20 protein-coding genes and 1 pseudogene are annotated in these 25,505 nt (G+C 71.9%); 18 read left to right on the forward strand and 3 right to left on the reverse strand.

What is annotated here, in order from left to right:
- Nucleotides 1–561 precede the first annotated feature (561 nt).
- The 14 genes from ACFZCP_RS07990 (at nt 562) to ACFZCP_RS08055 (ending at nt 15,609) form a co-directional block, all read left to right on the forward strand.
- Nucleotides 562–2,127: a glycosyl hydrolase 53 family protein gene (locus ACFZCP_RS07990; protein WP_391425116.1), complete on the forward strand. Its 1,566-nt coding sequence runs from the start codon at nt 562–564 to the stop codon at nt 2,125–2,127.
- A gap of 181 nt (nt 2,128–2,308) precedes the next feature.
- Entirely contained in the window at nt 2,309–2,599 is a 291-nt protein-coding gene (locus ACFZCP_RS07995) for an ArsR family transcriptional regulator (RefSeq protein ID WP_391425118.1), read from the forward strand.
- Between the two features lie 236 nt (nt 2,600–2,835).
- Nucleotides 2,836–3,297 (forward strand): fluoride efflux transporter CrcB, encoded by a 462-nt coding sequence (gene crcB, locus ACFZCP_RS08000; RefSeq protein ID WP_391425120.1) that lies wholly within the window; start codon nt 2,836–2,838, stop codon nt 3,295–3,297.
- On the forward strand, nt 3,294–3,674 hold the full coding sequence (locus tag ACFZCP_RS08005; RefSeq protein WP_391425122.1) for a DUF190 domain-containing protein: 381 nt from the start codon (nt 3,294–3,296) through the stop codon (nt 3,672–3,674). The genes crcB (ACFZCP_RS08000) and ACFZCP_RS08005 overlap by 4 nt, the downstream gene beginning before the upstream one ends.
- Nucleotides 3,671–4,045, forward strand: coding sequence for a fluoride efflux transporter CrcB (crcB, locus tag ACFZCP_RS08010; RefSeq protein WP_391425124.1), 375 nt, complete (start codon nt 3,671–3,673; stop codon nt 4,043–4,045). Before ACFZCP_RS08005 ends, crcB (ACFZCP_RS08010) begins: the two co-directional genes overlap by 4 nt.
- Before the next feature lie 75 nt (nt 4,046–4,120).
- Entirely contained in the window at nt 4,121–4,957 is an 837-nt protein-coding gene (locus ACFZCP_RS08015) for an undecaprenyl-diphosphate phosphatase (protein WP_362683525.1), read from the forward strand.
- A 171-nt stretch (nt 4,958–5,128) separates the two neighbouring features.
- Entirely contained in the window at nt 5,129–5,806 is a 678-nt protein-coding gene (locus ACFZCP_RS08020) for a FadR/GntR family transcriptional regulator (RefSeq protein ID WP_362684320.1), read from the forward strand.
- Nucleotides 5,803–7,245, forward strand: a complete 1,443-nt coding sequence (locus ACFZCP_RS08025; RefSeq protein WP_391425127.1) for an amino acid permease — start codon at nt 5,803–5,805, stop codon at nt 7,243–7,245. Before ACFZCP_RS08020 ends, ACFZCP_RS08025 begins: the two co-directional genes overlap by 4 nt.
- Before the next feature lie 32 nt (nt 7,246–7,277).
- On the forward strand, nt 7,278–8,294 hold the full coding sequence (locus tag ACFZCP_RS08030; RefSeq protein ID WP_362684317.1) for an asparaginase: 1,017 nt from the start codon (nt 7,278–7,280) through the stop codon (nt 8,292–8,294).
- 117 nt (nt 8,295–8,411) lie between these two features.
- On the forward strand, nt 8,412–9,824 hold the full coding sequence (aspA, locus tag ACFZCP_RS08035) for an aspartate ammonia-lyase (protein ID WP_391425129.1): 1,413 nt from the start codon (nt 8,412–8,414) through the stop codon (nt 9,822–9,824).
- 324 nt (nt 9,825–10,148) lie between these two features.
- Nucleotides 10,149–11,177, forward strand: a complete 1,029-nt coding sequence (locus ACFZCP_RS08040) for an NAD-dependent epimerase/dehydratase family protein (RefSeq protein WP_391425130.1) — start codon at nt 10,149–10,151, stop codon at nt 11,175–11,177.
- A 65-nt stretch (nt 11,178–11,242) separates the two neighbouring features.
- Nucleotides 11,243–13,087, forward strand: coding sequence for a glycosyltransferase (locus tag ACFZCP_RS08045; protein WP_391425505.1), 1,845 nt, complete (start codon nt 11,243–11,245; stop codon nt 13,085–13,087).
- A gap of 33 nt (nt 13,088–13,120) precedes the next feature.
- Nucleotides 13,121–14,191 carry a UDP-glucose 4-epimerase GalE gene (gene galE / locus ACFZCP_RS08050; RefSeq protein WP_391425132.1) on the forward strand — a complete coding sequence of 357 codons (1,071 nt, stop codon included), beginning with the start codon at nt 13,121–13,123 and terminating at the stop codon, nt 14,189–14,191.
- Nucleotides 14,182–15,609, forward strand: coding sequence for a nucleotide sugar dehydrogenase (locus ACFZCP_RS08055; protein ID WP_391425134.1), 1,428 nt, complete (start codon nt 14,182–14,184; stop codon nt 15,607–15,609). Before galE ends, ACFZCP_RS08055 begins: the two co-directional genes overlap by 10 nt.
- On the opposite strand, the gene ACFZCP_RS08060 is transcribed toward ACFZCP_RS08055, so the two are convergent.
- Nucleotides 15,543–17,204 carry a right-handed parallel beta-helix repeat-containing protein gene (locus ACFZCP_RS08060; protein ID WP_391425136.1) on the reverse strand — a complete coding sequence of 554 codons (1,662 nt, stop codon included), beginning with the start codon at nt 17,202–17,204 and terminating at the stop codon, nt 15,543–15,545. The two genes, ACFZCP_RS08055 and ACFZCP_RS08060, sit on opposite strands and share 67 nt — an antisense overlap.
- Nucleotides 17,205–17,546: 342 nt before the next feature.
- Between ACFZCP_RS08060 and ACFZCP_RS08065 the strand changes: the two genes are divergently transcribed.
- The 3 genes from ACFZCP_RS08065 to ACFZCP_RS08075 all read left to right on the forward strand — a co-directional run bounded on the left by ACFZCP_RS08065 (nt 17,547) and on the right by ACFZCP_RS08075 (nt 21,443).
- Nucleotides 17,547–18,473, forward strand: coding sequence for a glutaminase (locus ACFZCP_RS08065; protein WP_362683504.1), 927 nt, complete (start codon nt 17,547–17,549; stop codon nt 18,471–18,473).
- 211 nt (nt 18,474–18,684) lie between these two features.
- The gene (mptB, locus tag ACFZCP_RS08070; protein ID WP_362683501.1) at nt 18,685–20,079 is read left to right on the forward strand and encodes a polyprenol phosphomannose-dependent alpha 1,6 mannosyltransferase MptB; all 1,395 of its coding nucleotides are present in this window, start codon (nt 18,685–18,687) and stop codon (nt 20,077–20,079) included.
- On the forward strand, nt 20,076–21,443 hold the full coding sequence (locus tag ACFZCP_RS08075; RefSeq protein ID WP_391425138.1) for a glycosyltransferase 87 family protein: 1,368 nt from the start codon (nt 20,076–20,078) through the stop codon (nt 21,441–21,443). Before mptB ends, ACFZCP_RS08075 begins: the two co-directional genes overlap by 4 nt.
- Nucleotides 21,444–21,526: 83 nt before the next feature.
- Here ACFZCP_RS08075 and ACFZCP_RS08080 read toward each other — a convergent pair.
- Nucleotides 21,527–22,357 (reverse strand): annotated as a pseudogene (locus ACFZCP_RS08080) (D-alanyl-D-alanine carboxypeptidase family protein); the annotation flags it as partial.
- Nucleotides 22,358–22,458: 101 nt separating this feature from the next.
- Nucleotides 22,459–23,607, reverse strand: a complete 1,149-nt coding sequence (gene rho, locus ACFZCP_RS08085) for a transcription termination factor Rho (protein ID WP_391425140.1) — start codon at nt 23,605–23,607, stop codon at nt 22,459–22,461.
- Nucleotides 23,608–24,182: 575 nt separating this feature from the next.
- Here rho and ACFZCP_RS08090 point away from each other — a divergent pair.
- Nucleotides 24,183–25,451, forward strand: coding sequence for a cytochrome P450 (locus tag ACFZCP_RS08090; protein ID WP_391425142.1), 1,269 nt, complete (start codon nt 24,183–24,185; stop codon nt 25,449–25,451).
- Nucleotides 25,452–25,505 lie beyond the last annotated feature (54 nt).

Raw genomic sequence — 25,505 nt, forward strand, 5'->3', positions numbered from 1 at the left:
TTTCACGCTAGGGCCCAGGAGCCCGCGGTGGCTTCTTCGATCCTGACCGCTTACGGGGCTCCACCGCTTACGGGGCCCCCGGGTGCCGGTGCCCTCGCGCGCGAACGGTGGTCCTCGCTGGTGAGACGGGGCTGGTGGGATCCGGGGAGCGGTGGTGCGCCGCAGAGGGGCGCGGGGAACTGCGCGACCGGCCGACAGCGGAGCCGCAGACGTCTGCCGCCGGATCCGGGCCGATCGCCCGGAGACCGGCGACACCCGGTCGACGTGACAGGTGGCCGCTTGTCCGCAGTTTTGCTGCTGTGCGCTTATGTTGAGCAAGCGTCGCGGCTGATGTGTGCAAATTTCCCTTAATGAGTGATTCATCAGGAGAGGTCCACTCCGGAGACCACCCCCAGGGGCCTCACGGGCTCGCCTTCGGTGGGGTCTGCAACCCCGTGGGGTGGCCGAAGGGCGTCTGGTCGCGCGCCGCGGGCGCCGCGGGCGGAAGGGCTCCGTCCTCCGGCCCCCACCCGAACACCGGGGAGCACCCCCCACCCGGACACGTCGGAGGGAAGACGGACGATGAAGTTCCATCCCGGACGCGCCATCAGGGTCCTGCTGCTGCCGCTCGCGGCCGGGCTGGCCCTCTCCGCCCTGCCCGTCCAGCGTGCCGTGGCTGCGAGCGCCCTGGTCAACGGCGGCTTCGAGTCCGGCGGCTCCGGCGCGGCCAGGCCCACCGGCTGGTCCGAGCACGGCGACACCGGCGCCTCGTACACCGAGGCCGGTGGCCACCGCGGCGGTTACCGTCTCACCCACTACGCGCCGTCCGCCTACCGGGTGGAGACCTCCCAGCGCCTGTCGGGGCTGGCCAACGGCCCTTACACGCTGACCGCGTGGGTCCGCTCCGGCGGTGGACAGAACGCGGCCCACCTCGCGCTGAAGAACTGCGGCAGCGCGGAGCAGCGCACGGCTCTGCCGGTCTCGTCCAGTGGGTGGATCCGTATCGTCACCTCGATCAAGGTGACCGTCAATCAATGCACCATCAGCATCAACAGTGACGCGAACGCCGGCAACTGGATCAATGTTGACGACCTGACCTTCGCATCCGGCACGACCGGCACATCCATCCATGGAGCCGACATCTCCTCCCTCGCCAAGAGCGAGGCCAAGGGCGGTGTCTACCGGACGCATTCCGGTACCAGGGGCGATGCCGTCACCATCCTGAAGAACGCCGGCATGAACTACGCGCGCCTGAAGGTCTGGGTGCACCCGGCCGACGGCTTCAACGACAAGGCGCACGTCCTGGCCCTGGCCAGGCGCATCAAGGCGGCCGGCATGAAGCTGCTGGTCGACTTCCACTACTCGGACACCTGGGCCGACCCGGGCGCCCAGGCCAAGCCGGCCGCCTGGGCGGGACACTCGTACGGTCGGCTGAAGTCGGACGTGTACACCCACACGTACGACGTGCTGCACGCGTTGAAGGCACAGGGCACCACCGCCGACATGGTCCAGGTGGGCAATGAGATCAGCGGCGGCATGCTGTGGTCCGACGGATCCACCGGCAACTGGACACAGCTCGCCGCACTGCTCAACTCCGGCTACGACGCCGTCAAGGCGGTCGACCCGTCCACGGTCGTGGCGCTGCACCTGGCCAAGGGCGGGGACAAGGCCGGCACCAGGTGGTGGTTCGACAACGCGCGGGCCAACGGCGTCAGGTTCGACGCGATCGGCCTGTCGTACTACGGCTACTGGGACGGCCACCCGCTCGCCGACTTCCAGGCCACCCTGGACGACGTGGCCGCCCGCTACGGCAAACCCGTGTTCGTCGCCGAGACGGCCTACCCCTTCCGCCTGGACAGCGAGGACTCGCTCACCGACCAGATCGACACCACCGGCGAACTGGCCTTCGGCTACCCCGCGACCGTGGCCGGGCAGACCAGGTGGATGAACGACGTGGCGAGCATCGTGGAGGCCGTCCCCAAGGACCGTGGCCTCGGCGTCTTCTACTGGGAGCCGACCTGGACCGCCGTCGCCGGCAATGGCTGGGATCCGGCCGACGCCTCCTCCGGCAACGGCTGGGAGAACCAGGCCCTGTTCGGCTACGACGACAGGGCGCTCTCCTCCATGACGTGGTTCCGCCACCGCTGAACCACCGCTGACGGAACCGGGCCGCAAGGGGACGGGCGGGCCCGTTGCCGCCCGGCGCGAGAGGGTCCGGCCGGAGCATGCGTTCGGTACCGGACAAGCGCGATGGAGTGCGGTACGCGACGGCATCGGCTGCGCGAAAGTGGGAGCAGCGACGAGGAGGCCACAGACGGAGGCGGGACGGATGATGAGGACTCCCTCGGGCCGCACGCGGCAGACCATCCTGGACTGGCTCAAGGACCCGGCGGTCCACTTCCCGGCGGTGCGCTGCCACGGCGATCCCGCCGAGACGGGCGTGACCGCGCGGGTGGTGGCGGCCAAGCTGGGTGTGTCCCGCAGGACGGCCGCGGCCCACCTCGACTTCCTCAGCCGCCTCGGCCTGCTGCAGGCCCGCCGGATCCGCTACCGCACCCACTACCGGCGCGACGAGATCCGCATCGCCGAAGTGGCCCGCATGTTCGAGAAGGGCTGGTGAGCGGCGCCCCGCCCATCCCCGCGCCGGACTCCGCCCCCTACTGGTTTCCGCCCCGCGCCGGACTCCGCCCCCAGCCAGTGCCGACCCGTCCCTCGCGGGCTTGCCGCCCCTGACGGCTTCCGTCGCGGCAGCCGGGCGCCGACCCGGCGCGTGGGCACCGGCGGGTGACACGGCGGTACCCTGGTGCCCGGCCGTGATCACCCATCGGGGCAGGCCCGAACAGGAGACGTGCGAGCATGACAGCCCCGGAAGCCGAGAGCGTCCGCGTGCACCCCGAGCCGCCACGGCGGTCGGAGTGGCGCACGCAGGCCCCCGTCGTCGCGATGGTCGCCGTGGGTGGCGCCCTCGGCGCGGCGGCGCGCTACGCGCTCACCCTGGCATGGCCCACCCCGGCGGGCGGCTTCCCCTGGGCGACCTTCTGGACCAACGTCGTCGGCTGCGCCGTGATCGGCGTGTTCATGGTGCTGATCACCGACGTGTGGGCCGCCCACCGCCTCGTCCGTCCCTTCTTCGGTACCGGCGTGCTCGGCGGCTTCACCACGTTCTCCACCTACGCCGTCGACATCCGCAAGCTGGTCGACGCCGGCCGTCCCCGCACCGGGCTGGCCTACCTCGCCGCGACCCTCGTCGCGGCCCTCGCGGCGGTGTGGCTGGCCTCGGCCGCCGCCCGCCTGGTCTTCACCCGGAGGCAGCGGTGACGGCACTCACCGGCCGGGCCCTGCGGCTGACCGTCTACATCGGCGAGGACGACACCTGGCACCACAGGCCCCTCTACACCGAGATCGTGCACCGCGCGCACTCCGCCGGTCTCGCCGGGGCCAGCGTCTTCCACGGCATCGAGGGTTTCGGCGCCTCCTCCCGCATCCACACCGCGCGGCTGCTGTCCCTGAGCGAGGACCTGCCGGTGGCGATCGTCGTCGTGGACACCGAGGAGCGGATCCGGGCGTTCCTGCCGCAGCTGGACGAACTCGTCGGCGAAGGCCTCGTGACCCTGGAGGAGTGCGAGGTCGTGCGGTACGTGGGCCGTGGGGCAGGCCCGGACGAAGCGGACCCGAAGGGTAAGAAGTCATTGTGAACTGGCTGCTGGTCGTCGCGGGGGCCGTGGTCGGCGCACCCCTGCGCTATCTCACCGACCGGGCGGTCCAGGCCCGCCACGACTCCGTCTTCCCCTGGGGCACCTTCGTGGTGAATGTCACGGGCTGTCTGATTCTGGGTCTGCTGACCGGTGCCGTCTCGGCCGGAGTCGCGGGCCCACACCTGCAGTTGCTGCTCGGCACCGGGCTGTGCGGCGCCCTGACGACGTACTCGACCTTCTCCTACGAGACTCTGCGGCTGACCGAGGCCGGTTCGGGCCTCTACGCTGCCGCCAACGTCGTCGCGAGCGTGGTGGCGGGGCTCGGAGCGGCATTCGCCGGGGTTTTTCTGGCCGGAGTCCTCTGGGCGTAGGGGCGTGGCGCAGGGTCGCCCGCAGCAAGTACTGTCTACAACACTGTCGACCAACTTTCCTCAGAACTGGATCCCATGAGCGCCATCACCGTCGGTCAAGCGGTCGTCCTCGGAGTGGTCGAGGGGGTGACCGAGTTCCTCCCCGTGTCCTCCACCGGCCACCTCAAGATCGCCGAGGGGCTCATGAACATCCCCGTCGACGACAAGTCCGTCGTCGGGTTCTCCGCCGTCATCCAGGTCGGCGCCATCGCCGCCGTACTCGTGTACTTCTTCAAGGACATCAAGCGGATCATGTCCGCCTGGTTCCGCGGCGTGACCAACCGTGAGGAGCGCTACCACCACGACTACAAGTTCGCCTGGTGGGTGATCTACGCGACCATTCCGATCGTCGTGGTGGGCCTGGCCGCCAAGCCGCTGATCGACGGGCCGCTCGCCTCGCTCTGGGTGGTCGCCGGCTCCCTGATCGTCGGCTCCGGTGTGATGTGGGCGGCGGACCAGATGGGCCGGCACAAGCGCGGTGAGGACGACACCTCGTTCAAGGACGCGATGCTGGTCGGCTGCTCGCAGATCCTCGCCCTGCTCTTCCCCGGCTTCTCCCGCTCCGGCGCCACCATGTCCACCGCGCTGATCCTGGACCTCGACCGCGTCGCCGCCACCCGCCTGTCCTTCTTCCTCGGCATCCCGGCCCTGACCGGCGCGGGCATCTACGAGCTGAAGGACGCCCTCGGTGCGGGCGTCGGTGCCGCCCCGCTGGCCGTCGGCACCATCGTGTCCTTCGTGGTCGCCTACGCCTCCATCGCCTGGCTGCTGAAGTTCGTCGCCAAGCACTCCTTCAACGCCTTCGTGATCTACCGGATCGTGATCGGCGTGGGCCTGATCGGCCTGCTCGCCTCGGGCACGCTCAACGGCTGAGCGAAGCCTCTGCTCACCCGCGGGGTGCGGATGCCTGTATTCAGGCACCGCACCCCGTGCATGTTTCCATGCGCGATGCCTTGACAGTTCCTTGATGCAACCCGCAGGATCGCTCCCGTGAACCTGTCAGACAGCCAGACAGGTGGCCTCGCACCGCGGCGCGTCAGCGCCATGGAAGCGGTCCTCGGCCACCTCCGCGGCGCCATCGAACGCGGCGAGTACGCCATAGGCGACAAGCTCCCCTCCGAGGCCGAGCTGTGCCGCACCCTCGAGGTGTCCCGGCCCGTCCTGCGCGAGGCGCTGCGCGCGCTGCAGACGATGGGCCTGACGGTCTCCCGTACCGGCAAGGGCACCTTCGTCGTGGCCAGTGCCGTCGAGGACCCCACCTTCGGCGACTACGCGGCCAGCGACCTGCTCGAAGTGCGCCGTCACATCGAGATCCCGGTGGCCGGCTACGCGGCCGTGCGCCGCACCCCGGAGAACCTGGACCACCTGGCCCACCTCCTGGACCGCATGGAGCGGGAGACGGACACCACCGCGTGGGTCGCGATGGACACCCTCTTCCACCTCGCCGTGGCCGAAGCCGCCCAGAACCCGGTCTTCCGCCGGGTCATCGAGGAGATCCGCGACGCACTGGCGCGTCAGTCGGCCTTCCTCAACGAGCTGGGCGGGCGCCGAGAGCAGTCCAACCGCGAGCACCGGGCGATCGTCGAAGCGCTGGTCGACGGTTCCGAGCACGACGCCGTCGAGGCCATGAGCCACCACCTCGACCGCGTCGAGACGACCCTCACCGACATCGTGCGCCCCGCGCGCACGGACCTCCCCACGGAAGGCGGACCCGAGGCGTGAGCGAGCAGCACCTCAAAGACGAGACGCGCACCTCGTCCGGCCATGTCGACGCCGGAGACGCCGGGTACAGCAAGTCGCTGAAGCACCGGCACGTCAACATGATCGCCATCGGCGGTGCCATCGGCACCGGCCTCTTCCTCGGCGCGGGCGGCAGGCTCGCCGACGCCGGACCGTCCCTGTTCGTGGCGTACGCCGTCTGCGGCGTCTTCGCCTTCCTCGTCGTGCGCGCCCTCGGCGAGCTCGTCCTCTACCGCCCCTCCTCCGGTGCCTTCGTGTCCTACGCCCGGGAGTTCCTCGGCGAGAAGGGCGCCTACACCGCGGGCTGGATGTACTTCCTGAACTGGGCGACCACCGGCATCGCCGACATCACGGCCGTGGCCACCTACACCCACTACTGGGGCATGTTCTCCGACATCCCGCAGTGGGTGATCGCCCTGATAGCCCTGGCCGTCGTCCTCACCGTGAACCTGATCTCGGTGAAGATCTTCGGCGAACTGGAGTTCTGGTTCGCGATCGTCAAGGTCAGCGCACTGGTGATCTTCATGTGCATCGGCATCTACCTGCTGGCCACTCAGCACCCCGTCGACGGCCACCACCCGGGCCCGTCCCTGATCACCGACAACGGCGGCGTCTTCCCGAACGGCCTGCTGCCCATGCTGCTGATCATCCAGGGCGTCGTCTTCGCCTACGCCTCCGTCGAACTGGTCGGCGTCGCGGCGGGGGAGACCGAGAACCCCGAGAAGATCATGCCGAAGGCGATCAACTCGATCATGTGGCGCGTGGGCCTGTTCTACGTCGGCTCGGTCGTCCTGCTCTCGATGCTCCTGCCCTGGAACGTGTACAAGGCCGGCGAGAGCCCCTTCGTGACGGTCCTGTCCCACGTCGGCGTCCCCGCAGCAGGCGACGTGATGAACCTGGTCGTGCTCACCGCGGCCATGTCCTCGCTCAACTCCGGCCTGTACTCCACCGGCCGCATCCTGCGCTCCATGGCGGTCAGCGGCTCGGCCCCGAAGTTCACCGCGAGGATGAGCCGCAGCCAGGTCCCGTACGGCGGGATCCTGCTCACCAGCGGTATGTGTGTCCTCGGCGTCGGCCTGAACTACGTCGTCCCGGCGGACGCCTTCGAGATCGTCCTGAACTTCGCGGCGATCGGCATCCTCGCCACCTGGGGCATGATCATGATCTGTCACCTGTTCTTCTGGCAGAAGACCCAGAAGGGCGAACTGGCCCGGCCCTCCTACCGGTTGCCGGGCTCCCCCTGGACCGAAGTGGTGACGCTGGCGTTCCTCGCCTCCGTCCTGGTCCTCATGTACGCCGACGGCGGCGCCGGACGCACCACCGTGCTGTGCCTGCCGCTGATCGTCGGTGCGCTGGTCGCGGGCTGGTACGCCATCCGCGGCCGAATAGCGCGCTCCTCCACCACCGGAGCCGACGCGTGACCCGCGCAGCGCTCCCCGACCCGCAGGCAGCCATGTACAGCAGTTCCCCCGCGGCCGCACCCGTCGTCCGTGAACCCCTCCACGCCCCCGTCGCCCACCTCGTCCGCGGGGGAGTGGTCGAGGGCATCCATTACGGCTCCGTCGTCGTCCTCGGCGCCGACGGCCAGGTCCAGTTCCAGCTCGGCGACATCGAGGCCGCGTTCTACCCGCGCTCGGCCCTCAAGCCCGTCCAGGCCGTGGCCATGCTGCGGGCCGGGCTGCCGCTCGACGGCGAGCTGCTCTCGCTGGCCGCCGCGAGCCACTCCGGCGAGGAGCGCCACCTCGCCGGCACCCGGCGGATCCTCGAACTGGCCGGGCTCGGCGAGGACGACCTGCGCAACGTCCCCGACATGCCGTACGACCCCGTCGTACGGGACACCTGGGTCCGCGAGGGCCGGCTCCCCTCCCGCCTCGCCCAGAACTGCTCGGGCAAGCACGCGGCGATGCTGTGGACCGCCCGGCTCAACAACTGGTCCCTGGCGGACTATCTGGACCCGGCGCACCCGCTCCAGCAGGCCGTCGCCGAGATCGTCGAGGACCTGACGGGGCAGCGGATCGCCCGGGTCACCGTCGACGGCTGCGGCGCGCCGCTGTTCTCCATCTCCCTGCACGGCCTCGCCCGTGCCGCCGCCCGCATCACCACGGCCGCACCGGGCACGCCCGAGGCCCGGGTGGCCGACGCCATGCGCGAGCACGCCGAGATGGCCTCCGGCTCGGGACGCGACGTCTCGGCGCTGATGCGCGCCGTCCCCGGGCTGCTCGCCAAGGACGGCTTCGAAGGCGTCCAGGTGGCCGCGCTGCCCGACGGCCGCGCCATCGCCGTCAAGATCGCCGACGGCGCGAACCGCGCGCGGGTCCCGGTCGCCGCGGCCGCGCTCGCTCGCGCGGGCGTCGACCCGGAGCTGCTCACCGCGTTCGCGGGCGAACCGCTGCTCGGGGGAGGGGAGCCGGTGGGCTGCGTACGGCCGGTGCGTGCGCTGGATCCGGTTCCGCTCACCGTCTGCGCGTAGCTCCGCCGGGCGAGCCGTTCTGGAACTGCGGGCCCGTCGTGGCTGGTCGCGCAGTTCCCCGCGCCCCTTTCAGGGGCGCTGTCACCTCCGTACCTCAGAAAGAGGACCCGTACTCTCATGACCGCCGCCACCCGCAGTGAACACGACCTGCTCGGCGATCGCGACGTCCCCGCCGACGCGTACTGGGGAGTCCATACCCTGCGCGCGACGGAGAACTTCCCCATCACCGGCACCCCGATCTCCGCCTACCCGCACCTGATCGACGCCCTGGCCGCCGTCAAGGAGGCCGCCGCCCTCGCCAACGCCGAACTCGGCCTGCTGGCGCCCGAGAAGGCGGACGCGATCGTCGCCGCCTGCCGGGAGATCCGCGCCGGCCGGCTGCACGACCAGTTCGTCGTCGACGTCATCCAGGGCGGCGCCGGCACGTCCACCAACATGAACGCCAACGAGGTCGTCGCCAACCGCGCGCTGGAACTGCTCGGGCACGCCAAGGGGCAGTACGCACATCTGCACCCCAACGAGGACGTCAACCTCGGCCAGTCCACCAACGACGTCTACCCGACCGCCGTCAAGATCGCGACGGTGTTCGCGGTGCGCGGCCTGCTCAAGGCGATGGCCGTCCTCCAGGACGCCTTCGCCGGCAAGGCCGTCGAGTTCCGCGACGTGCTGAAGATGGGCCGCACCCAGCTCCAGGACGCGGTGCCCATGACCCTCGGCCAGGAGTTCTCGGCGTTCGCCGTCATGCTGGACGAGGACCGCAGCCGCCTCGCCGAGGCGGTCGAGCTGATCCACGAGATCAACCTGGGCGCCACGGCCATCGGCACCGGCCTCAACGCCCCGGCCGGCTACGCCGAGGCCGCCCGCCGGCACCTCGCCGCCCTCACCGGGCTGCCCCTGGTCACCGCGGCCAACCTCGTCGAGGCCACCCAGGACTGCGGTGCCTTCGTCCAGATGTCCGGCGTGCTCAAGCGGATCGCCGTCAAGCTCTCCAAGAGCTGCAACGACCTGCGGCTGCTCTCCTCCGGGCCGCGCGCCGGCCTCGGCGAGATCAACCTGCCCCCGGTGCAGGCCGGTTCGTCGATCATGCCCGGCAAGGTCAACCCGGTGATCCCCGAGGTCGTCAACCAAGTCGCCTTCGAGGTGATCGGCAACGACGTCGCCATCACCATGGCGGCCGAGGCCGGACAGCTCCAGCTCAACGCCTTCGAGCCGATCATCCTGCACTCCCTGTCGGAGAGCATCACCCACCTGCAGAGGGCCTGCCTCACGCTCGCCGAGCGGTGCGTGGTCGGCATCACCGCCAACACCGAGCGGCTGCGCGCCACCGTCGAGAACTCCATCGGCCTGGTCACGGCCCTGAACCCGCACATCGGGTACACGGCCGCCACCGACATCGCCAAGGAAGCCCTCGTCACCGGCCGGGGCGTGGCCGAACTCGTGCTGGAGAAGGGCCTGTTGCCCGCCGGACGGCTTGCGGAGCTGCTCCGGCCGGAGGTCCTCGCGGGCAGCGGGGCGACGCCCACGCTCTGACGGGGGACCGCACCCGTGTGCCGCCCGGTCCGGTGCTGCGGACCGGGCCGACACGCGGGTGCCGTCATACCCAGGGATGAACCCCCGCGCAGGCGCCCGCACCCGCCGCATCCCGGAGATGGCGGGACCGCACCACGCGTTTTCCCCCGCCGGGCGGTACCGGCTGATCGGCGCAGCCCGACTTGTCGTTCTCCGGAAGGTTCTGCTTACGCACATAAGGTGAATTCGCGGCCGCGGCAAAGGCCGTCTCCAGTCCTGGCAAACGGCCGTCCCCGCCCGGTGCCGGGCGGAGCGACGGAATCCTTCGTGAATCCAGGAGAATTCATGCGTGTGGCCGTGACAGGTGGCGGCGGATTTCTCGGCTCGCACCTATGCGAGGCCCTCCTTCGACGCGGTGACGAGGTCGTGTGTCTGGACGACTTCTCCACCGGCGACCCCGCGAACATCGCCCCTTTTCTTGGGAATCCGGCCTTCGAACTCGTCCGCGGGGACGTCAGCCGGTCGGTCGACGCGCGGGGGACGCTGGACGCGGTGGCCCACCTGGCCAGCCCCGCGTCGCCCCCCGACTACCTGCGACGTCCGCTGGAGACGCTCGCCGTGGGCAGCCGCGGCACCGAGAACGCGCTCCGGCTCGCAGCCCGGCACGACGCGCGCTTCGTACTCGCCTCCACGAGCGAGGTGTACGGAGACCCCGAAGTCCATCCGCAGGACGAGACGTACTGGGGGCATGTGAATCCGATCGGCCCGCGCAGCGTCTACGACGAGGCGAAAAGATTCGCCGAGGCACTGACACAGGCCCACCGGACCCATCGCGGAACGAACACCGGAATCGTCCGGATCTTCAACACCTATGGTCCGCGCATGCGTCCGCACGACGGACGGGTCGTCTCCAGTTTCGTGGTCCAGGCCCTCGCCGGTGAGCCACTGACCGTCTACGGCGACGGAAAGCAGACCCGCAGTTTCTGCTATGTCGACGACCTGGTGCGCGGAATCATCGCCATGCTGGACGGTGACGAACCAGGGCCCGTGAATCTCGGGAATCCCGTCGAGCTGACCGTGCTCCAGCTGGCCGGCCTCGTGCTCGGCCTGACGGGTTCCCGGGCCGAGGTCGAGTTCCATCCGCTGCCGGCCGACGACCCCGCCCGGCGGCGGCCGGTGATCGCCCGGGCCCGGGAGCGTCTCGGCTGGGTCCCCGAGGTGGACATCGAGGACGGACTGCGGCGCACGGTGCGCTGGTTCGCGGGCCGGCCCGGCGACGTCGCCGCCGCCCTCGCGGCGATCCGGGGCGGGCAGCAGGACGGCGTGTCCGCCGCGCGGCCCCGCCTGCACGGTGCGACCCCCGTGGCCTCGTGACCCGGACGGATCACCGCCTCACGGCAGCCACCACCCACGACACGGTTCCGCCGCCTGACACCGGCGTGGCTCCGCCGCCCGACACCGGCGTGGTTCGGTCGCCGGACACCGACGCGGAGCTGAGGACCCACCTGCGGGTCCTGTCGTCGGGCAATGTCATCGACGCGCCGGCCGACGGCCCCGTCTTCGGCCTTGCACGCAGATCTCTCGCACCGGCGCCCGGGGCCTGGATTCCCCGGCTGCGCCCGGCGGACCGGGTCCTGGCGGTGCTGCTCGCGACGGGCTGGCTGGCCGCCCTCGTCGGGTTCTGGGAGTGGTGGGCGCGTCCGGAGCACCGCGTCGGCTGGACGGGTTTCGCCGTCAACAGCGCGCTGCTGCTGTATCTGTCCCTGCTGCCGATGTACTTCGTCGTCGTGGTGCTGCGCCTGCGCGTCTTCGACCCCGCCGTCGACGTGCCCCGGCTGCGCACCGCGTTCGTGGTGACCCGGGCCCCCTCCGAGCCCCCGGAGGTCGCGCGCGCCACCCTGAGCGCCATGCTGCGCCAGGACTTCCCCCACCCGTACGACGTCTGGCTGTGCGACGAGGACCCCGGCCGGGAGATCCTGGACTGGTGCGCGGCCCGCGGCGTGCGCGTGTCCTGCCGGCGCGATGCCGCCGCCTACCACCGCGACGCCTGGCCCCGCCGCACCCGGTGCAAGGAGGGCAACCTCGCCCACTTCTACGACCACTGGGGATACCGGGACTACGACGTGGTGGCCCAGCTCGATGTCGACCATGTGCCCCGGCCCGGCTATCTGAGGGAAATGGTCCGGCCGTTCGCCGATCCGGCGGTCGGCTATGTGGCAGCGCCCAGTGTGTGCGACGCCAACGCCCGCACCTCGTGGTCGGCCCGCGGACGGCTGCACCGCGAGGCCACCTTCCACGGGCCGATGCAGCTCGGCCACTCGGACGGCCTGGCACCGCTGTGCATCGGCTCCCACTACGCCGTGCGGACCCGTGCCCTGCGCGACATCGGCGGGCTCGGACCCGAGCTGGCCGAGGACTTCTCGACCACCTTCCTGCTGAACTCGGCAGGCTGGCACGGCGCGTTCGCCATCGACGCGGAGGCGCACGGCGACGGCCCGCTCACCTTCGCCGCCATGGTGACCCAGGAGTTCCAGTGGTCGCGGAGCCTGATGGCGATGCTGCTGGGCATGCTCCCGCAGCACCTGCGCAGGATGCCCGGCCGGCTGAGAATGCGCTTCGCCTTCGCCCTCGCGTACTACCCGATGCTGGCGCTGACCACGACCGCCGGACTGCTGCTGCCCCCGGTCGCCGCGGTCACGGGCATCCCGTGGATCAACGTCGACTACGTCTCGTTCCTCCTGCACTTCTGGTCCATGTCGTTCTTCCTGCTCCTGCTCACGCTGCTGCTGCGGCGCCGCGGACTGCTGCGGCCCGTCGACGCGCCGGTGTTGAGCTGGGAGGGGTGGCTGTTCGGACTGACCCGCTGGCCGTACGTGGCCTGGGGCGTCACGGCCGCGCTCGTGCAGCGCCTGCGGCCGAGGAAGGTCGTCTTCAAGGTGACGCCCAAGACACGTGACGGCATGGAGCCGTTGCCGCTGCGCCTGATGGCCCCGTACCTCCTGATCACCGTCGTCCTGTCCGGAGCGGCCGTTGTCGGGGAGCTGACCGGGCCCGCGGTCGGCTATGTGTTCCTCTGCCTCCTGGGGTCCCTGTCCTACGGGCTGGTGACGCTCGCGGTGGGTGCCCTGCACATCCGCGAGACCGCCCGGTCCGCGGGCGTCGGCGTCCACCGGGCCCTGCGCACCGCCTTCCTGCCGCTGGCCACCGGGTTCGCCGCGCTCCTTCCGCTGGTCTGGGCGCTGCTGCTGTTCCCCACCTACGTACGCGGATTCATCGCGGGCTGACGCCCGCCCCCCCTGACGGAACGAGGTATCCCCATGCCCGAAACGGTCCTGGTGACCGGCGGCGCAGGCTTCATCGGCAGCCACACCTGCGTCGAACTGCTCGGCCACGGCCATGACGTCGTGGTCGTCGACAACCACGTCAACAGCTCTTCCGAGGCGCTGGACCGCATCGCCAAGATCGCCGGACGGCCCCTGGCCGGCGCCTACCGGGCCGATGTGCGCGACCGGAAGGCTCTGCGTGAGGTGTTCTCCTCCCATCCGGTCGACGCGGTCATCCACTTCGCGGCGCACAAGGCGGTCGGGGAGTCGGCGGCCCGGCCGGTCGAGTACTACGACACGAACGTCGCCGGCACCTGCGCCCTGCTGGCGGTCATGCACGAGCAGCGGGTGCACCGCCTGGTGTTCTCCTCGTCCTGCTCCGTCTACGGCGCCGCAGGCACGGTGCCGCTGACCGAGCGCAGCCCGGTGGCGCCCACGAACCCGTACGCCCGCACCAAGCTGATGTGCGAGCGGATCCTGGAGGACGTGTGCGACCACCTCCCGCAGCTGAAGGTGCTCGCCCTGCGCTACTTCAACCCGGTCGGAGCCCACCCGAGCGGCCTGCTCGGCGAGGACCCGCGCGGCGTCCCCGGCAACCTCATGCCGTACGTCGCACAGGTCGCCGTGGGACGCCGCGCGCAGCTGAGCGTCTTCGGCGACGACTACCCCACGCCCGACGGCACCGGAGTGCGGGACTACATCCACGTCATGGACGTGGCCGAGGGACACCGCGTGGCCGTCGGACACCTCGACGACCGCACCGGCATGCGGGTGTTCAACCTCGGGACGGGCACCGGCACCTCGGTGCTGCAACTCGTCGCGGCTTTCGGCGAGGTCAGCGGCCGTCCGGTGCCCTACCGGGTCGTCGGCCGCAGGGCGGGCGACGTCGCCGAGCTGGTCGCCGACCCGAGCGCGGTGGCCGCGGCCTGGGACTGGACCACCACACGCGACCTGACCGCCATGTGCCGTGACGCCTGGCGGTTCCAGGAGCTGCATCCCGACGGGTACTCCTGCCGGCCTCCTCGCGCCGGCGGCCCCACGACGGGAGAATCCCCATGCGCCTGAACGTCATCGGCACCGGATACCTCGGGGCCGTGCACGCCGCCTGCATGGCGGACATCGGACACGAGGTCCTCGGCGTCGACACCGACGCCCGCAAGGCCGAAGTCCTGGCGGCGGGCCGGGCACCGTTCTTCGAACCGGGCCTTGAGGAGATCCTCGCCAGGAACACCGCATCCGGCTGGCTGCGGTTCACCACCTCCCTGCGGGAGGCCGCCGACTTCGCGGACCTGCACTTCGTCTGCGTCGGCACACCTCAGCGCCCGGACTCCCCCGCCGCCGACCTGGGCCATGTCGAGGCGGTCGTCGACCACCTGGCTCCGCTGCTGACCCGCGACAGCCTGATCGTCGGCAAGTCGACCGTGCCGGTCGGCACCACCCGCTCGCTCAGCCGCAGGGCGGCCGCGCAGGTCCCGCCCGGCATCGAGGCCCAGGTCGCCTGGAACCCGGAGTTCCTGCGCGAGGGCTTCGCCGTCCAGGACACGCTGCGTCCCGACCGGGTGGTGGTGGGGGTCGTCGCGCCCCACGCCGACCGGCTGCTGCGCAGCGTGTACGAGCCGATGCTGCGCGCCGGTGTCCCCTACATCAGCACCGATCCCGCCACCGCGGAACTGGTGAAGGTCGCCGCCAACTCCTTCCTGGCGACGAAGATCTCGTTCATCAACGCCATGGCCGAGGTGTGCGACGCCTCGGGTGCCGATGTGGTGACGCTCGCCGACGCCCTCGGCCACGACGCGCGCATCGGACGCCGTTTCCTGTCCGCCGGGCTCGGGTTCGGCGGCGGCTGCCTGCCCAAGGACATCCGGGCCTTCCTCGCCCGGGCCGAGGAACTGCGGGTCGGGGAGGCGGTGTCCTTCCTGCGCCAGATGGACCGGATCAACGACCGGCAGCGCCGCCGGACCGTCGACCTCGCCCGCCACCTCGTGGGCGGCACCTTCGCCGGACGGCGGGTCGCCGTGCTGGGGGCCACCTTCAAGCCGGACAGCGACGACGTGCGGGACTCACCCGCGCTGGCGGTCACCGCGGAGATCCTCGCCGAGGGCGCCGACGTCCAGGTGCACGACCCGCAGGGCATCGACAACGCCCGGACGGCGCTGCCCGGCCCGGCCTACCGCGCCGACGTCATGGCGGCGTGCCGGGACGCGGAGCTGGTGCTGCACCTGACCGAGTGGCGCCAGTACCGCGCGCTCGACCCGGCGGAGCTGGCGACGGTGGTCCGGACGCCCCGTGTGCTCGACGCGCGCAACGCCCTCGACCGGGCGGCCTGGCATGCGGCCGGCTGGCACGTCCGGGCCCTCGGGCGCCCCGCCCATGTGCCGCAGCCGGGGCAGGGCGACGCCTTCCGGGTGACGATGTCTCAGGCCTTCGGCGCGACCGGCACCGCACCCAGGCCCGGGGTCCCGGTCAGCGGCGTCCCGAAGTAGTCCACCGGACCGGCGTCGATGCCGACGGCGCGCAGGTCCACCGCGGCCCCGGCCAGCGCCCGGGCGCACCGGGAGGTTGGTGCGCCAAGGGTCGGGCCGGTGCCGCGCGGGTCGCGTCCGGCCGCCGGCACCCGGACCTCGGCCAGACACGGGTCGGCCCCGGTCCCGGTGGCCCGCCGCCCCTGCGTCTCCTGGCCCGTCTCCTTCCGCCAGGCGGCCAGATCCGAGTACCGGCGCTCTCCCCACTGCACGCCCGGCCCCTCGGGGCTGTGGTAGTCGTTGCCCTGCATCACCACCTCCGAGGTGCCGAAGTCGCCCTGGCCCGCGACCACGGGGGAGCCGTCGGCGACGAACACGTTGTTGCGCACCGAGACCGCGCCGAGGCGGGGCCGCAGCCGCAGCGCGGGGGCGCGGACGGAGCCGTTCGCCCTCGCCACCACGGTGTTCTGGTAGATCGCAAGGCTGCCGATCCGGGATCCGACCACCACGATGCCGCCGTAGTCGGCGAGCTTGCGGGCGTTGTCCCGGCCGATGTTGTAGCGGATCGTGTTGTCCGTGTGGGCCTTGTCCGGGACGGCCGTGAACGCCAGGAATCCCGCGCCGTCGTTGCCGTAGGACAGGTTGTACTGCATCAGCGAGTGGGACACGTTGTTGTCCAGATCGAACCCGCCGCCGTCCACCCGGGACCCGGAGTGGTTGTCGTGGGCGACGTTGCGCTGCAGCACGATCCGCGTCGAGTCGTACGTCCAGATGCCCTCCGGGCCCTCCACGGCCCGGGGCGAGGACGACGCCCCGTTGTCGTGGGCGTCCGATCCCTCCACCACACCCTGGCGGACGCTGCCGAGGACGATGCCGCTGCCGGTGTTGTGGCCGGCCGCCCCGGGGTCCCCGTCGTTGCGGTACGCCACCACCTTCGAGACCGTCACCCGCTCGTGCGCGTACCCGGGCGCGTGCGCGTCGAAGGCGGGACCGTCCGACACGAGCCCGGCGTCCCTGTTGCCGTGCACCGCGCAGTCGTCGACCACCACGTCCCGGAAGCCGGACCCCTCGCGGCCGCCGTGCAGCCGGATGCCGTTGCGGAAGCCCGACACGTCGACGCCCGTGACCCGCAGGTACGGCAGCTTTCCGGGCAGGTCGCTGACGAACCCGACGCCGTCCTGCGACCGGTAGGACGTGGCGTCGCCCGCCACGATCAGGTCGCGGACGACGACCCCGCTCGTGTCGTAGACCCCGATGCCGCGGGTGCCGGCGGCCGCGATCACCGCACGGCCCGTCCCGTAGGAACCGATCACGACGGGCCTGCGGGCGTTGCCGGCGTCGCCCGGTCCGATGCTCAGGGTGCCGGGAAAGCGCGTCCCGCCCTTCAGCAGCAGACGGTCGCCCGGCTGCAGCCGCACGGCGTCCGCGCGCCGCAGGGTGCGCCAGGCGGTCCGCGGGGCCCGGCCGTCGTCGCCGTCGTCGCCGTCCGGGCTGAGGTAGAACGTCCGTCCTGCCCGAGGGTTCTCCAGCACGGGGACGTGCGGGACGTGCACGCCGCATCCGGCCAGCAGCGCCAGCGCGCACAGGCCCACCCGGTAGATGCTCCGCCGGCGCACCACGGCTCCCGTCTCTCGACGACCGGACAGGCTCCGGTCCCCATGTCACCCTGGCGCGCGGAGCCGCGATCCGCGGACCAGCACGCGGAGTCCGGTTCACAACATGCCTGATTGGCGTCGTGCCGCTGCCCGCACGAGGACCGCACGACGACCGCACGAGGGCCGCACGAGGCTCAGCACCAGGACCGGACGAGAGCAGTACGAGGACCGCACGACTGCGCGCACCAGCACCGGACGAGAGCCGCACCAGGACCGAACCAGGACCAGCATCAGGACCGGACGAGGACCGCACGAGGACCGGACGGCGACCCCGGGGCGCCCCGCCGACAGGAGTGCGGCATCATGACGATCATGTCCTCGCAGTTCCAACCGGTCCTCGACCGGATCATGGCGGAGATCGACCGCACCCCGGGACGCGGCCGGTCCGCCGACTACATCCCGGCGCTGGCAGCCCGCGATCCGCGCAGTTTCGGCATGGCCGTGGCCGAGCTGGACGGCACGGTCTACGGGGTGGGGGACTGGCAGCAGCCCTTTTCCACTCAGTCGATCACCAAGGTCTTCACCCTCGCCCTGGACCTGGCCCGCGAGGGCGACGAACTCTGGGAGCACGTGGGCCGCGAGCCCTCGGGCAACCCGTTCAACTCCCTGGTGCAGCTGGAGTACGAGAACGGCCTCCCGCGGAATCCTTTCATCAACGCGGGCGCGCTCGTGGTCACCGACCGCTTCCACACCCGTAGCGGGGACGCGTCCGGGGAGTTGCTCGACTTCCTCCGCACCGAGAGCGGCAACCCGTCCCTGGAATTCGACGAGGAGGTCGCCGCCTCCGAGACCGCGCACGGCGACCGCAACGCCGCCCTCGCCCATTTCATGGCCTCCTACGGCAACATCGACAACTCCGTGCCGGTCCTGCTCGACCAGTACTTCCGGCAGTGCTCCATCGCGGCCTCCTGCGCCGACCTGGCCCTTGCCGCCTCCTTCCTGGCCCGGCACGGCATCCGCGCCGACGGCACCCGGCTGCTCACCCGCAGCCAGGCCAAGCAGGTCAACGCGGTGATGCTGACCTGCGGCACGTACGACGCGGCCGGCGACTTCGCCTACCGCGTCGGCCTGCCCGGCAAGAGCGGCGTCGGCGGCGGCATCATCGCGGTCGTCCCGGGACGGTGCACGCTGTGCGTGTGGAGCCCCGGACTGGACGAGCGGGGCAACTCGGTCGCGGGCGTGGCGGCCCTGGACCGGTTCACGACGCTGACCGGCCTGTCGGTGTTCTGAGCGGCCGGTCCTGGCGCAGAAGGGACAGCTCCACGGCGATCACGCCCGCCCCGTCCGTCCCGTCTGTCCTGTTTCCGGTGGTGCAGGAGTGACCCCGCGCGAGCGGAGAAGTCGTCGCTGCACACGTTCCGGTCATGTACGGGCCTCCCGCAGGTGAAGGGAGCGTCGCCTTCCGGCCACCCGGCGTTGACACGCTGACCCAGTGTTGGCCATGGCTTTCCCCGTCGATCTCCGCCGCTGCCAGGTACTGGGGCTGGCCGGTACCGCCTTTCTCGCGCTGGGCGGTGAGACCGCCGGTGCCCTGCCCGTGCAGGATCTCCTCGCCCCTGCCTCCGTGCAGGCCGCCCTCGGCCTGGTCGGGGTCTACTGCGGCGTGGTGCTGCTGATAGCGGCCTGGGTGCTTCTCGGCCGTCTGGTGCGCGGACCGCACCCGCCGACCCCGCGCGCCCTCTTGCTGGTCCTGGCCCTCTGGGCGACCCCGCTGCTGCTGGCGCCCCCGCTGTTCAGCCGGGACGTCTACAGCTACCTCGCCCAGGGCGCCATGGTCGACGCCCACATGGACGTGTACACCGACGGCCCCGCCCAGCTCGGCGGCCCGCTGGCCGACGAGGTGGCCCCGGTGTGGCAGCACACGGCCGCCCCCTACGGCCCCGCCTTCCTGGCCGTGGCCTCCCTGTTGTCGGGCCTGACCCGCGGTCAGCTGCCCGCCGGTCTCCTCGGCATGCGACTGGTCGCCCTGCTCGGCGTGGCTCTCATGGCGGCGGCGCTGCCCCGCCTGGCCCGGCACAGCGGCGCCGACCCGGCCGCCGCCCTCTGGCTCGGCGCGCTCAACCCGCTCGTCCTGCTCCACCTGGTCGCGGGCGCCCACAACGACGCGATCATGCTCGGCCTCCTCGGGCTCGGGCTGGTCGCCGCGCGCGGCCGCTGGCCCGCGCTCGGGGCGGTGCTCGTCACGCTGGCCGCCCTGGTCAAGGCACCCGCCGTGCTGGGCCTGCTCGCCGTCGTGGCCCTGCAGGTCCGCTCCGGCCGCCCGCCGCTGCGGGCCACCGTGACGACGGCGGTGGCCGCCGCCGCCACGACGGTCGCCGCGACCGCCGTGGCCGGAACGGGATACGGCTGGATCCGCGCCCTGGACACGCCCGTCTCCTCGCACAACTGGGCCCTGACCAGCCTGCTGGGCCGCGCCACCGGTGCCCTGCTCGACCACCTCGGCAGCGGCCTGGCCCCGCTGGCCGTACCGGCCTGGCACCTGCTCGGCCTCGCGGTCACCGCCATAGCCGTACTGGTGATATGGCTCCGGCTGCGCCCGCGACCGGTGTACGCCCTCGGTCTGAGCCTGCTGGTGGTGGCCGTCTTCGGCCCGGCGATCCGCCCCTGGTACGTGCTCTGGGGCCTGTTCCTCATCGCGGCGGCCGCGCCCAGCACCTCGGTGCGGCACCGGGTGGCCGCCCTGGCCGGCGTGCTGGCCCTCGCCGTACTGCCCAGCGGGGGTCCGGCGGACGTCGGCCAGCTGGTCCTCGCGGTCTCCGGCGGGGTGCTCGGCGTGGTCGTCCTGTGGCAGGCGCACCTGGCGGCCCAGGCCCCGGCGACGGGACGTACGGCATGAGCACCCTCTCGCTGCCGCGCACCGAGCGCGGCCGTGCACTGCTCGTCCTGGCGCTGGCCGCCGCGGTGACCGCGTTCACGGCGACCGTGCCGCTGCTGCGCGACTTCTTCGACCTGCGCGTCTACTACGGCGCGGTGCACACCTGGGTGCACCACGACGGCCGGATCTACGACTACCGGGTGCCGGGGACGGAGTACGGCTTCACGTATCCGCCGTTCGCCGCGCTCGCCATGCTGCCGCTGGCGGCCATGGGACGGACCACGGCCGTGGCGGCCTCCCTGCTGGTGAACCTGACCGCGCTCGCGGTGGTCATGCGCATCCTGGCCGGGGCGGAATGGCGCCGCCACGGCTGGTTCCGCTGGTCGCTGGCTCTGTGTGTGCTCGCCCTGTTCGAGCCGCTGCGGGACACCTTCAGCTTCGGCCAGGTCAATCTGGTGCTGCTCGCGCTGGTTCTCGCCGACTGCCGGTTGCTGGCCACCGGCAGGACCCGCTGGGCGGGCGTCGGCATCGGACTCGCCGCCGCGGTGAAGCTCACGCCCGCCCTCTTCATCGGCCTGCTGCTGCTCGCCGGGCGCCGGCGGGCGGCCGGGACGGCGACCGTCGTGGCCCTCGCGGCGACCGGACTGGCCGCCTGCGCGGATCCGGACGCGTCGCGCTTCTACTGGACCCGGGCGCTGTGGGACACCAGCCGGGTCGGCCGGCTCGACTACGTCTCGAACCAGTCGCTGCAGGGCATCCTGGCCCGGCTGGGCGAGCCGGACCGCGCGCTGTGGGCCCTCGGGGTCCTGCTGGTGCTGCTCGTCTGGGTGGTGCGGACCCGCCGCGCCGTGGCGGCCGGCGAGTGGACGGCGGCCTTCGCCCTCACCGGGGCGACGGCCTGCCTGGTCAGCCCGATCACCTGGGTGCACCACCTGGTGTGGCTGCTGCCGTCCTTCGTGGTGCTGGCGCGTGCCGGGTACCCGCGGATCGCGAGCGCCCTGTACGCGGTGCTGTGCACCAGTGTGGTGTGGCTCTGGTTCGAGGACGCCTCCGGTGTGGACGGCTTCCTCGGAAGCAACCTCTACACCTGGATCACGCTGGGCCTGCTGCTCGGCCTGCCGGCCGGTCAGTCGCCCGCGGCCCGGCCGCCCCTGGCGCGCAGCACCACCGATACGGCCCCGGCGCCGAGTACGGCGAGACCCGTGACCGCGGCGGTCTGCGACCAGTCCGCGTCGTCGTCCGTGGCCGGGGAGGCGGCCGCCGCGACGGGGGCGGCGGACGGCGCGGACTTCGAGCCGGCCCGCAGCCCGTCCAGGGAGCCCACCGGATCCACCAGCCCGGCGGCACCGAACCCCCAGTCGAGCAGCTCGCGTGCCTCCTCGTAGACGGCCAGCCCACCGCCCTCCTGAGGGTTCATCACCGTCACCACGAGGGTGCGGTCGCCGCGGCGTGCCGCGGCGACCAGGGTGTTTCCCGCATTGCTGGTGTAGCCGTTCTTGATGCCGATCAGCCCCGGATACGGGAGCACACCGTCCTCGCCGGTCAGCAGCCGGTTGGTGTTCTCGATCGCGTACGTCGAGCCTTCGCCCGGGAACTGCGCCGTTGCCGTGGAGCAGTACCGGGCGAAGTCCGGGTTGTGCAGCCCGGCCCGCCCGAACACCGCCAGGTCGTACGCCGAGGACACCTGGCCGGGGGTGTCGTAGCCGTCGGGGGAGACCACGTGGGTGTCCAGGGCGCCGAGCGCGCGGGCCTTGACCTGCATCCGCGCGGCCGTGGCGTGCCAGCCCCCGCCCAGGGAGGCGAGGACGTGCACGGCGTCGTTGCCGGAGCTGAGGAAGACCCCGCGCCACAGGTCCGAGACCCGGTAGGTGTGGCCCTCCTCGACGCCGACCAGGCTGCTGCCCTCGCCGACGTCGGCCAGCTCCTCGTTCCGTACCGTGTGCTGCTTTTCCGAGGGCAGGGACGGCATCACGGTGAGGGCGAACAGCGTCTTCAGGGTGCTGGCGGGCGGGAGCCTGCGATGTGCGTCGCCCGCGGCCAGCACCTCGCCGCTGTCGGCGTCGGCGACCAGCCAGGACAGCGCGGAGACGGCCGGCACCTCCGGCGCACCGGCACGCGGCCGCACCTGCGTGCCGGAGTCGTAGAGCAGGGACGGCTGCGGCACCGCCGCCCGCGGTGCGGGCGGTGCGGGATCCCCCGCACGGTGTCCGGCCGCAGCGGCCGGTGCGAGCGCCAGCGCACTCGCCACACACAGGGAGCAGGCCGTTACGGCCGCCCGACGAGAGAATCCGGTGATCATATGATCAACGTAGGAAGGGTTGGGGTGTTCGGCGCGCTGCCCGGGCCGGACGGCCTACAGGAGCAACCCGAATGCCGCACTCCGCGACGGTCCGGTGCCCCTCAGCCCGTGGGCAGGGTCGGCTGCACACGGCGCAGGAAGGCGGCGTTGTCGGGGGTGTCCCGCATCCGCTCCAGCACCGTCTCCAGGGCGCCAGGTCCGCCCTCACGCGTGCGCAGGGCCCGGCGCAGGCCCCGGGTGGCCGTCAACTCGGCGGGCGTGAGCAGCAGTTCCTCGCGGCGGGTGCCGGTGGGGTCGATGTCCACGGCCGGGAAGACACGGCGGGCGGCGAGTTCCCGGTCCAGCCGCAGCTCCATGTTGCCGGTGCTCTTCAGCTCCTCGAAGAAGTAGCCGTCGGCGCGTGAGCCGGTGTCCACCAGGACGGTGGCGAGGACGGTGAGCGAGCCGCCCTCCTCGGCCTGGCGGGCCGCGCCGAAGAACCGCTTGGGGCCGAGCAGCGCGCCCGCGTCGACGCCGCCGCTCAGCGTGCGCCCGCCGGCCGCCGAGGCGTTGTTGTGAGCCCGGCACAGCCGGGTCAGGGAGTCCAGCAGGACGACGACGTCCTCGCCGTCCTCGACGAGCCGCTTGGCACGCTCCACGACCAGGTCGGCCAGGGCGATGTGTTCCTTGGGCGACCGGTCGAAGGTGGAGGCGTACACCTCGCCGCGCACCGAGCGGCGCATCTCGGTGACCTCCTCGGGGCGCTCGTCCAGCAGGAGGACCATCAGGCGGCACTCGGGGTGGTTTCCGGCCACGGCCGCGGCGAACTGCTGGAGCAGCACGGTCTTGCCGCTCTTCGGCGGGGCCACGATCAGTCCGCGCTGGCCCTTGCCGACCGGTGCGAACAGGTCGGTGACACGTCCGGCCAGGCCGGAGGCCGGGTGTTCGAGGCGGATGCGCCGGTGCGGGTGGAGCGGGGTGAGGTCACGGAAGTGGCGGCGGCCCCGGAGTTCGCCCGGGGCGCGTCCGTTGACGCGGGCGATCTCGGTCAGGGCGCGCTGTGCCCCGCGGACGCCCTCGACGAGGTCGCCCTTGCGCAGCCCGTGACGGCGGATCAGCGCCGCGGGGACCTGGGGGTCGGCGGGGGACGGCAGGCAGCTGGGAGCGCGCAGGTGTCCCTTCCCGTGCGCGTCGATGTCGAGGACACCGGTGACGGTCGGGGCGGCAGCGGCCTGCTGCTCCACATGAGGGGGTTCGAGTGTGGTGGTCATGGGTGGTCCTTTCACGGACGGAGGACATGAGGAAGGGGGGAGAAGCCGCGGAACGGGAGGGCTTACGTGCCTCCGGGGCGGCGGAAACGGCACCTCGGACCTGAGGTGTGCTGTGAAGCTGACGCGCCTTCGCCGGACGACGGCGGACGGATCAGCGCGGAGAGGAGAAACTGGCACCGGCGCCCACAAGGGGCGTACTCGCGTGCTGTCAGCACCGTACCATCCGATGGCGCGATACCGCTCCGATTTCCCCAACACATCGGGTGGCCGACTTGTTCCCGCCGTGGGAAGAAGCCTCCTGGCACCCCGGGAGAGGCCGCCGGACAGGTCGTGGAGGGGGGAACGGCGGCCCCGGACGGAAAATGACGCGAGAGACGGGGGCCTGGGCCCGCGCAGTGAGTCGAGAGGAGGTAGTCCGGCCCCGTGCAGAGACGCGAGAGACGGTGGCCCCGAACGTGAAGTGACATGCGAGACGGCGGCCTTGGACGTGAAGTGACGTGACAGACCGCTCCGCTGGGCGCTCGTCGGCGCCTACGATCGGGCTCGATCCCGTCCTACGGCCGTCAGGAGTACCCGTGGAGCCCACTCCCGCCCGTGCACCGCACCGCCTGGATCCCTCCGGCGGCTGCCCGCACGCGGACAACGCCCTGCTGCTGGCCCGCGGTGCCGTCGCGCCGGTCGTGCTGCCCGGTGGGATCGAGGGGATGGCCGTGCTCGGGCACGAGGCGCTCAGGGAGTTCCTCCAGCACTCCGATGTGGCCAAGGACGCACAGCACTTCAGGGCGTTGCGGGAGGGCCGGATCGGGGCGGGCTGGCCGCTGCTGACCTTCGCGACGGTGCGGGGCATGACCACCGCCGACGGGGACGATCACCGCAGGCTGCGGTCGCTGGTGAGCCGCGCGTTCACGCCCCGGCGGGTCGAGGAACTCCGCCCCCGCGTCGAGGAGTTGACGGCCTCGCTGCTCGACGGTCTGGCGCGGGCCGCGCGGGCGGGCGACGGAATCGCCGATCTGCGGGAGCACTTCGCGCTGCCCCTGCCCATGGGGGTCATAGGTGAACTGCTGGGCGTCGACGCGGAGTTCCGTGACCGGCTGCACCGTCTGTCCAACCAGGTCGTGGCCACCGACATCGAACCGGAGGCGGCGGTCGCCGCCAACCGGGAGCTGGTCGCCGTTCTCACCGCAGTCGCCGAGGCCAGGGCCGAGCGTCCCGGCGACGACCTCACCAGCGCCCTGATCGCCGCCCGCGACGAGGACGGCGACCGGCTCGGCCCGCAGGAGCTGATCGGCACCCTCGTCCTGATGATCATCGCCGGCCACGAGACCACGCTGAACCTCATCACCAACGCCGTACGCGCCCTGTGCGGCCATCGCGACCAGCTGGAGCTGGTGCGGGCGGGGAAGGCGAGCTGGGCCGACGTGGTCGAGGAGACCCTGCGCTGGGACGCCCCGGTCAGCTACTTCCCGTTCCGCTATCCCGTCCGGGACCTGACCCTGGACGGCACGCTCATACCCGCGGGCACCGCCGTCCTCGCCGGGTACTCCGCCGCGGGCCGCGATGCGGCGGCGCACGGGCCCGACGCCGACCGTTTCGACGTCACCCGGTCCGCCCGGACCGACGCCGTGCGCCACCTCTCCCTGGGGCACGGTGCCCACTACTGCCTGGGCGCCCCGCTGGCCCGGCTGGAGGCCACGGTCGCGCTGGAGCGGCTGTTCACCCGCTTCCCGCGACTGGGCCTCGCGGTGCGCGAGGACGAGCTGTCCCGCCACGCCAGTTTCGTCGGCAACAGCGTCCGGGCGCTTCCCGTGCGCCTGGGTGACCGAGCGGGCGTCATGATGTCGTAGCAACCGTCCCCATACCATAACGATCCTGGACGTCAGGGGACTTGACCGCCAACC

It is taken from the genome of Streptomyces sp. NPDC007971 (assembly GCF_042958635.1).
Taxonomy (GTDB): Bacteria; Actinomycetota; Actinomycetes; order Streptomycetales; family Streptomycetaceae; genus Streptomyces.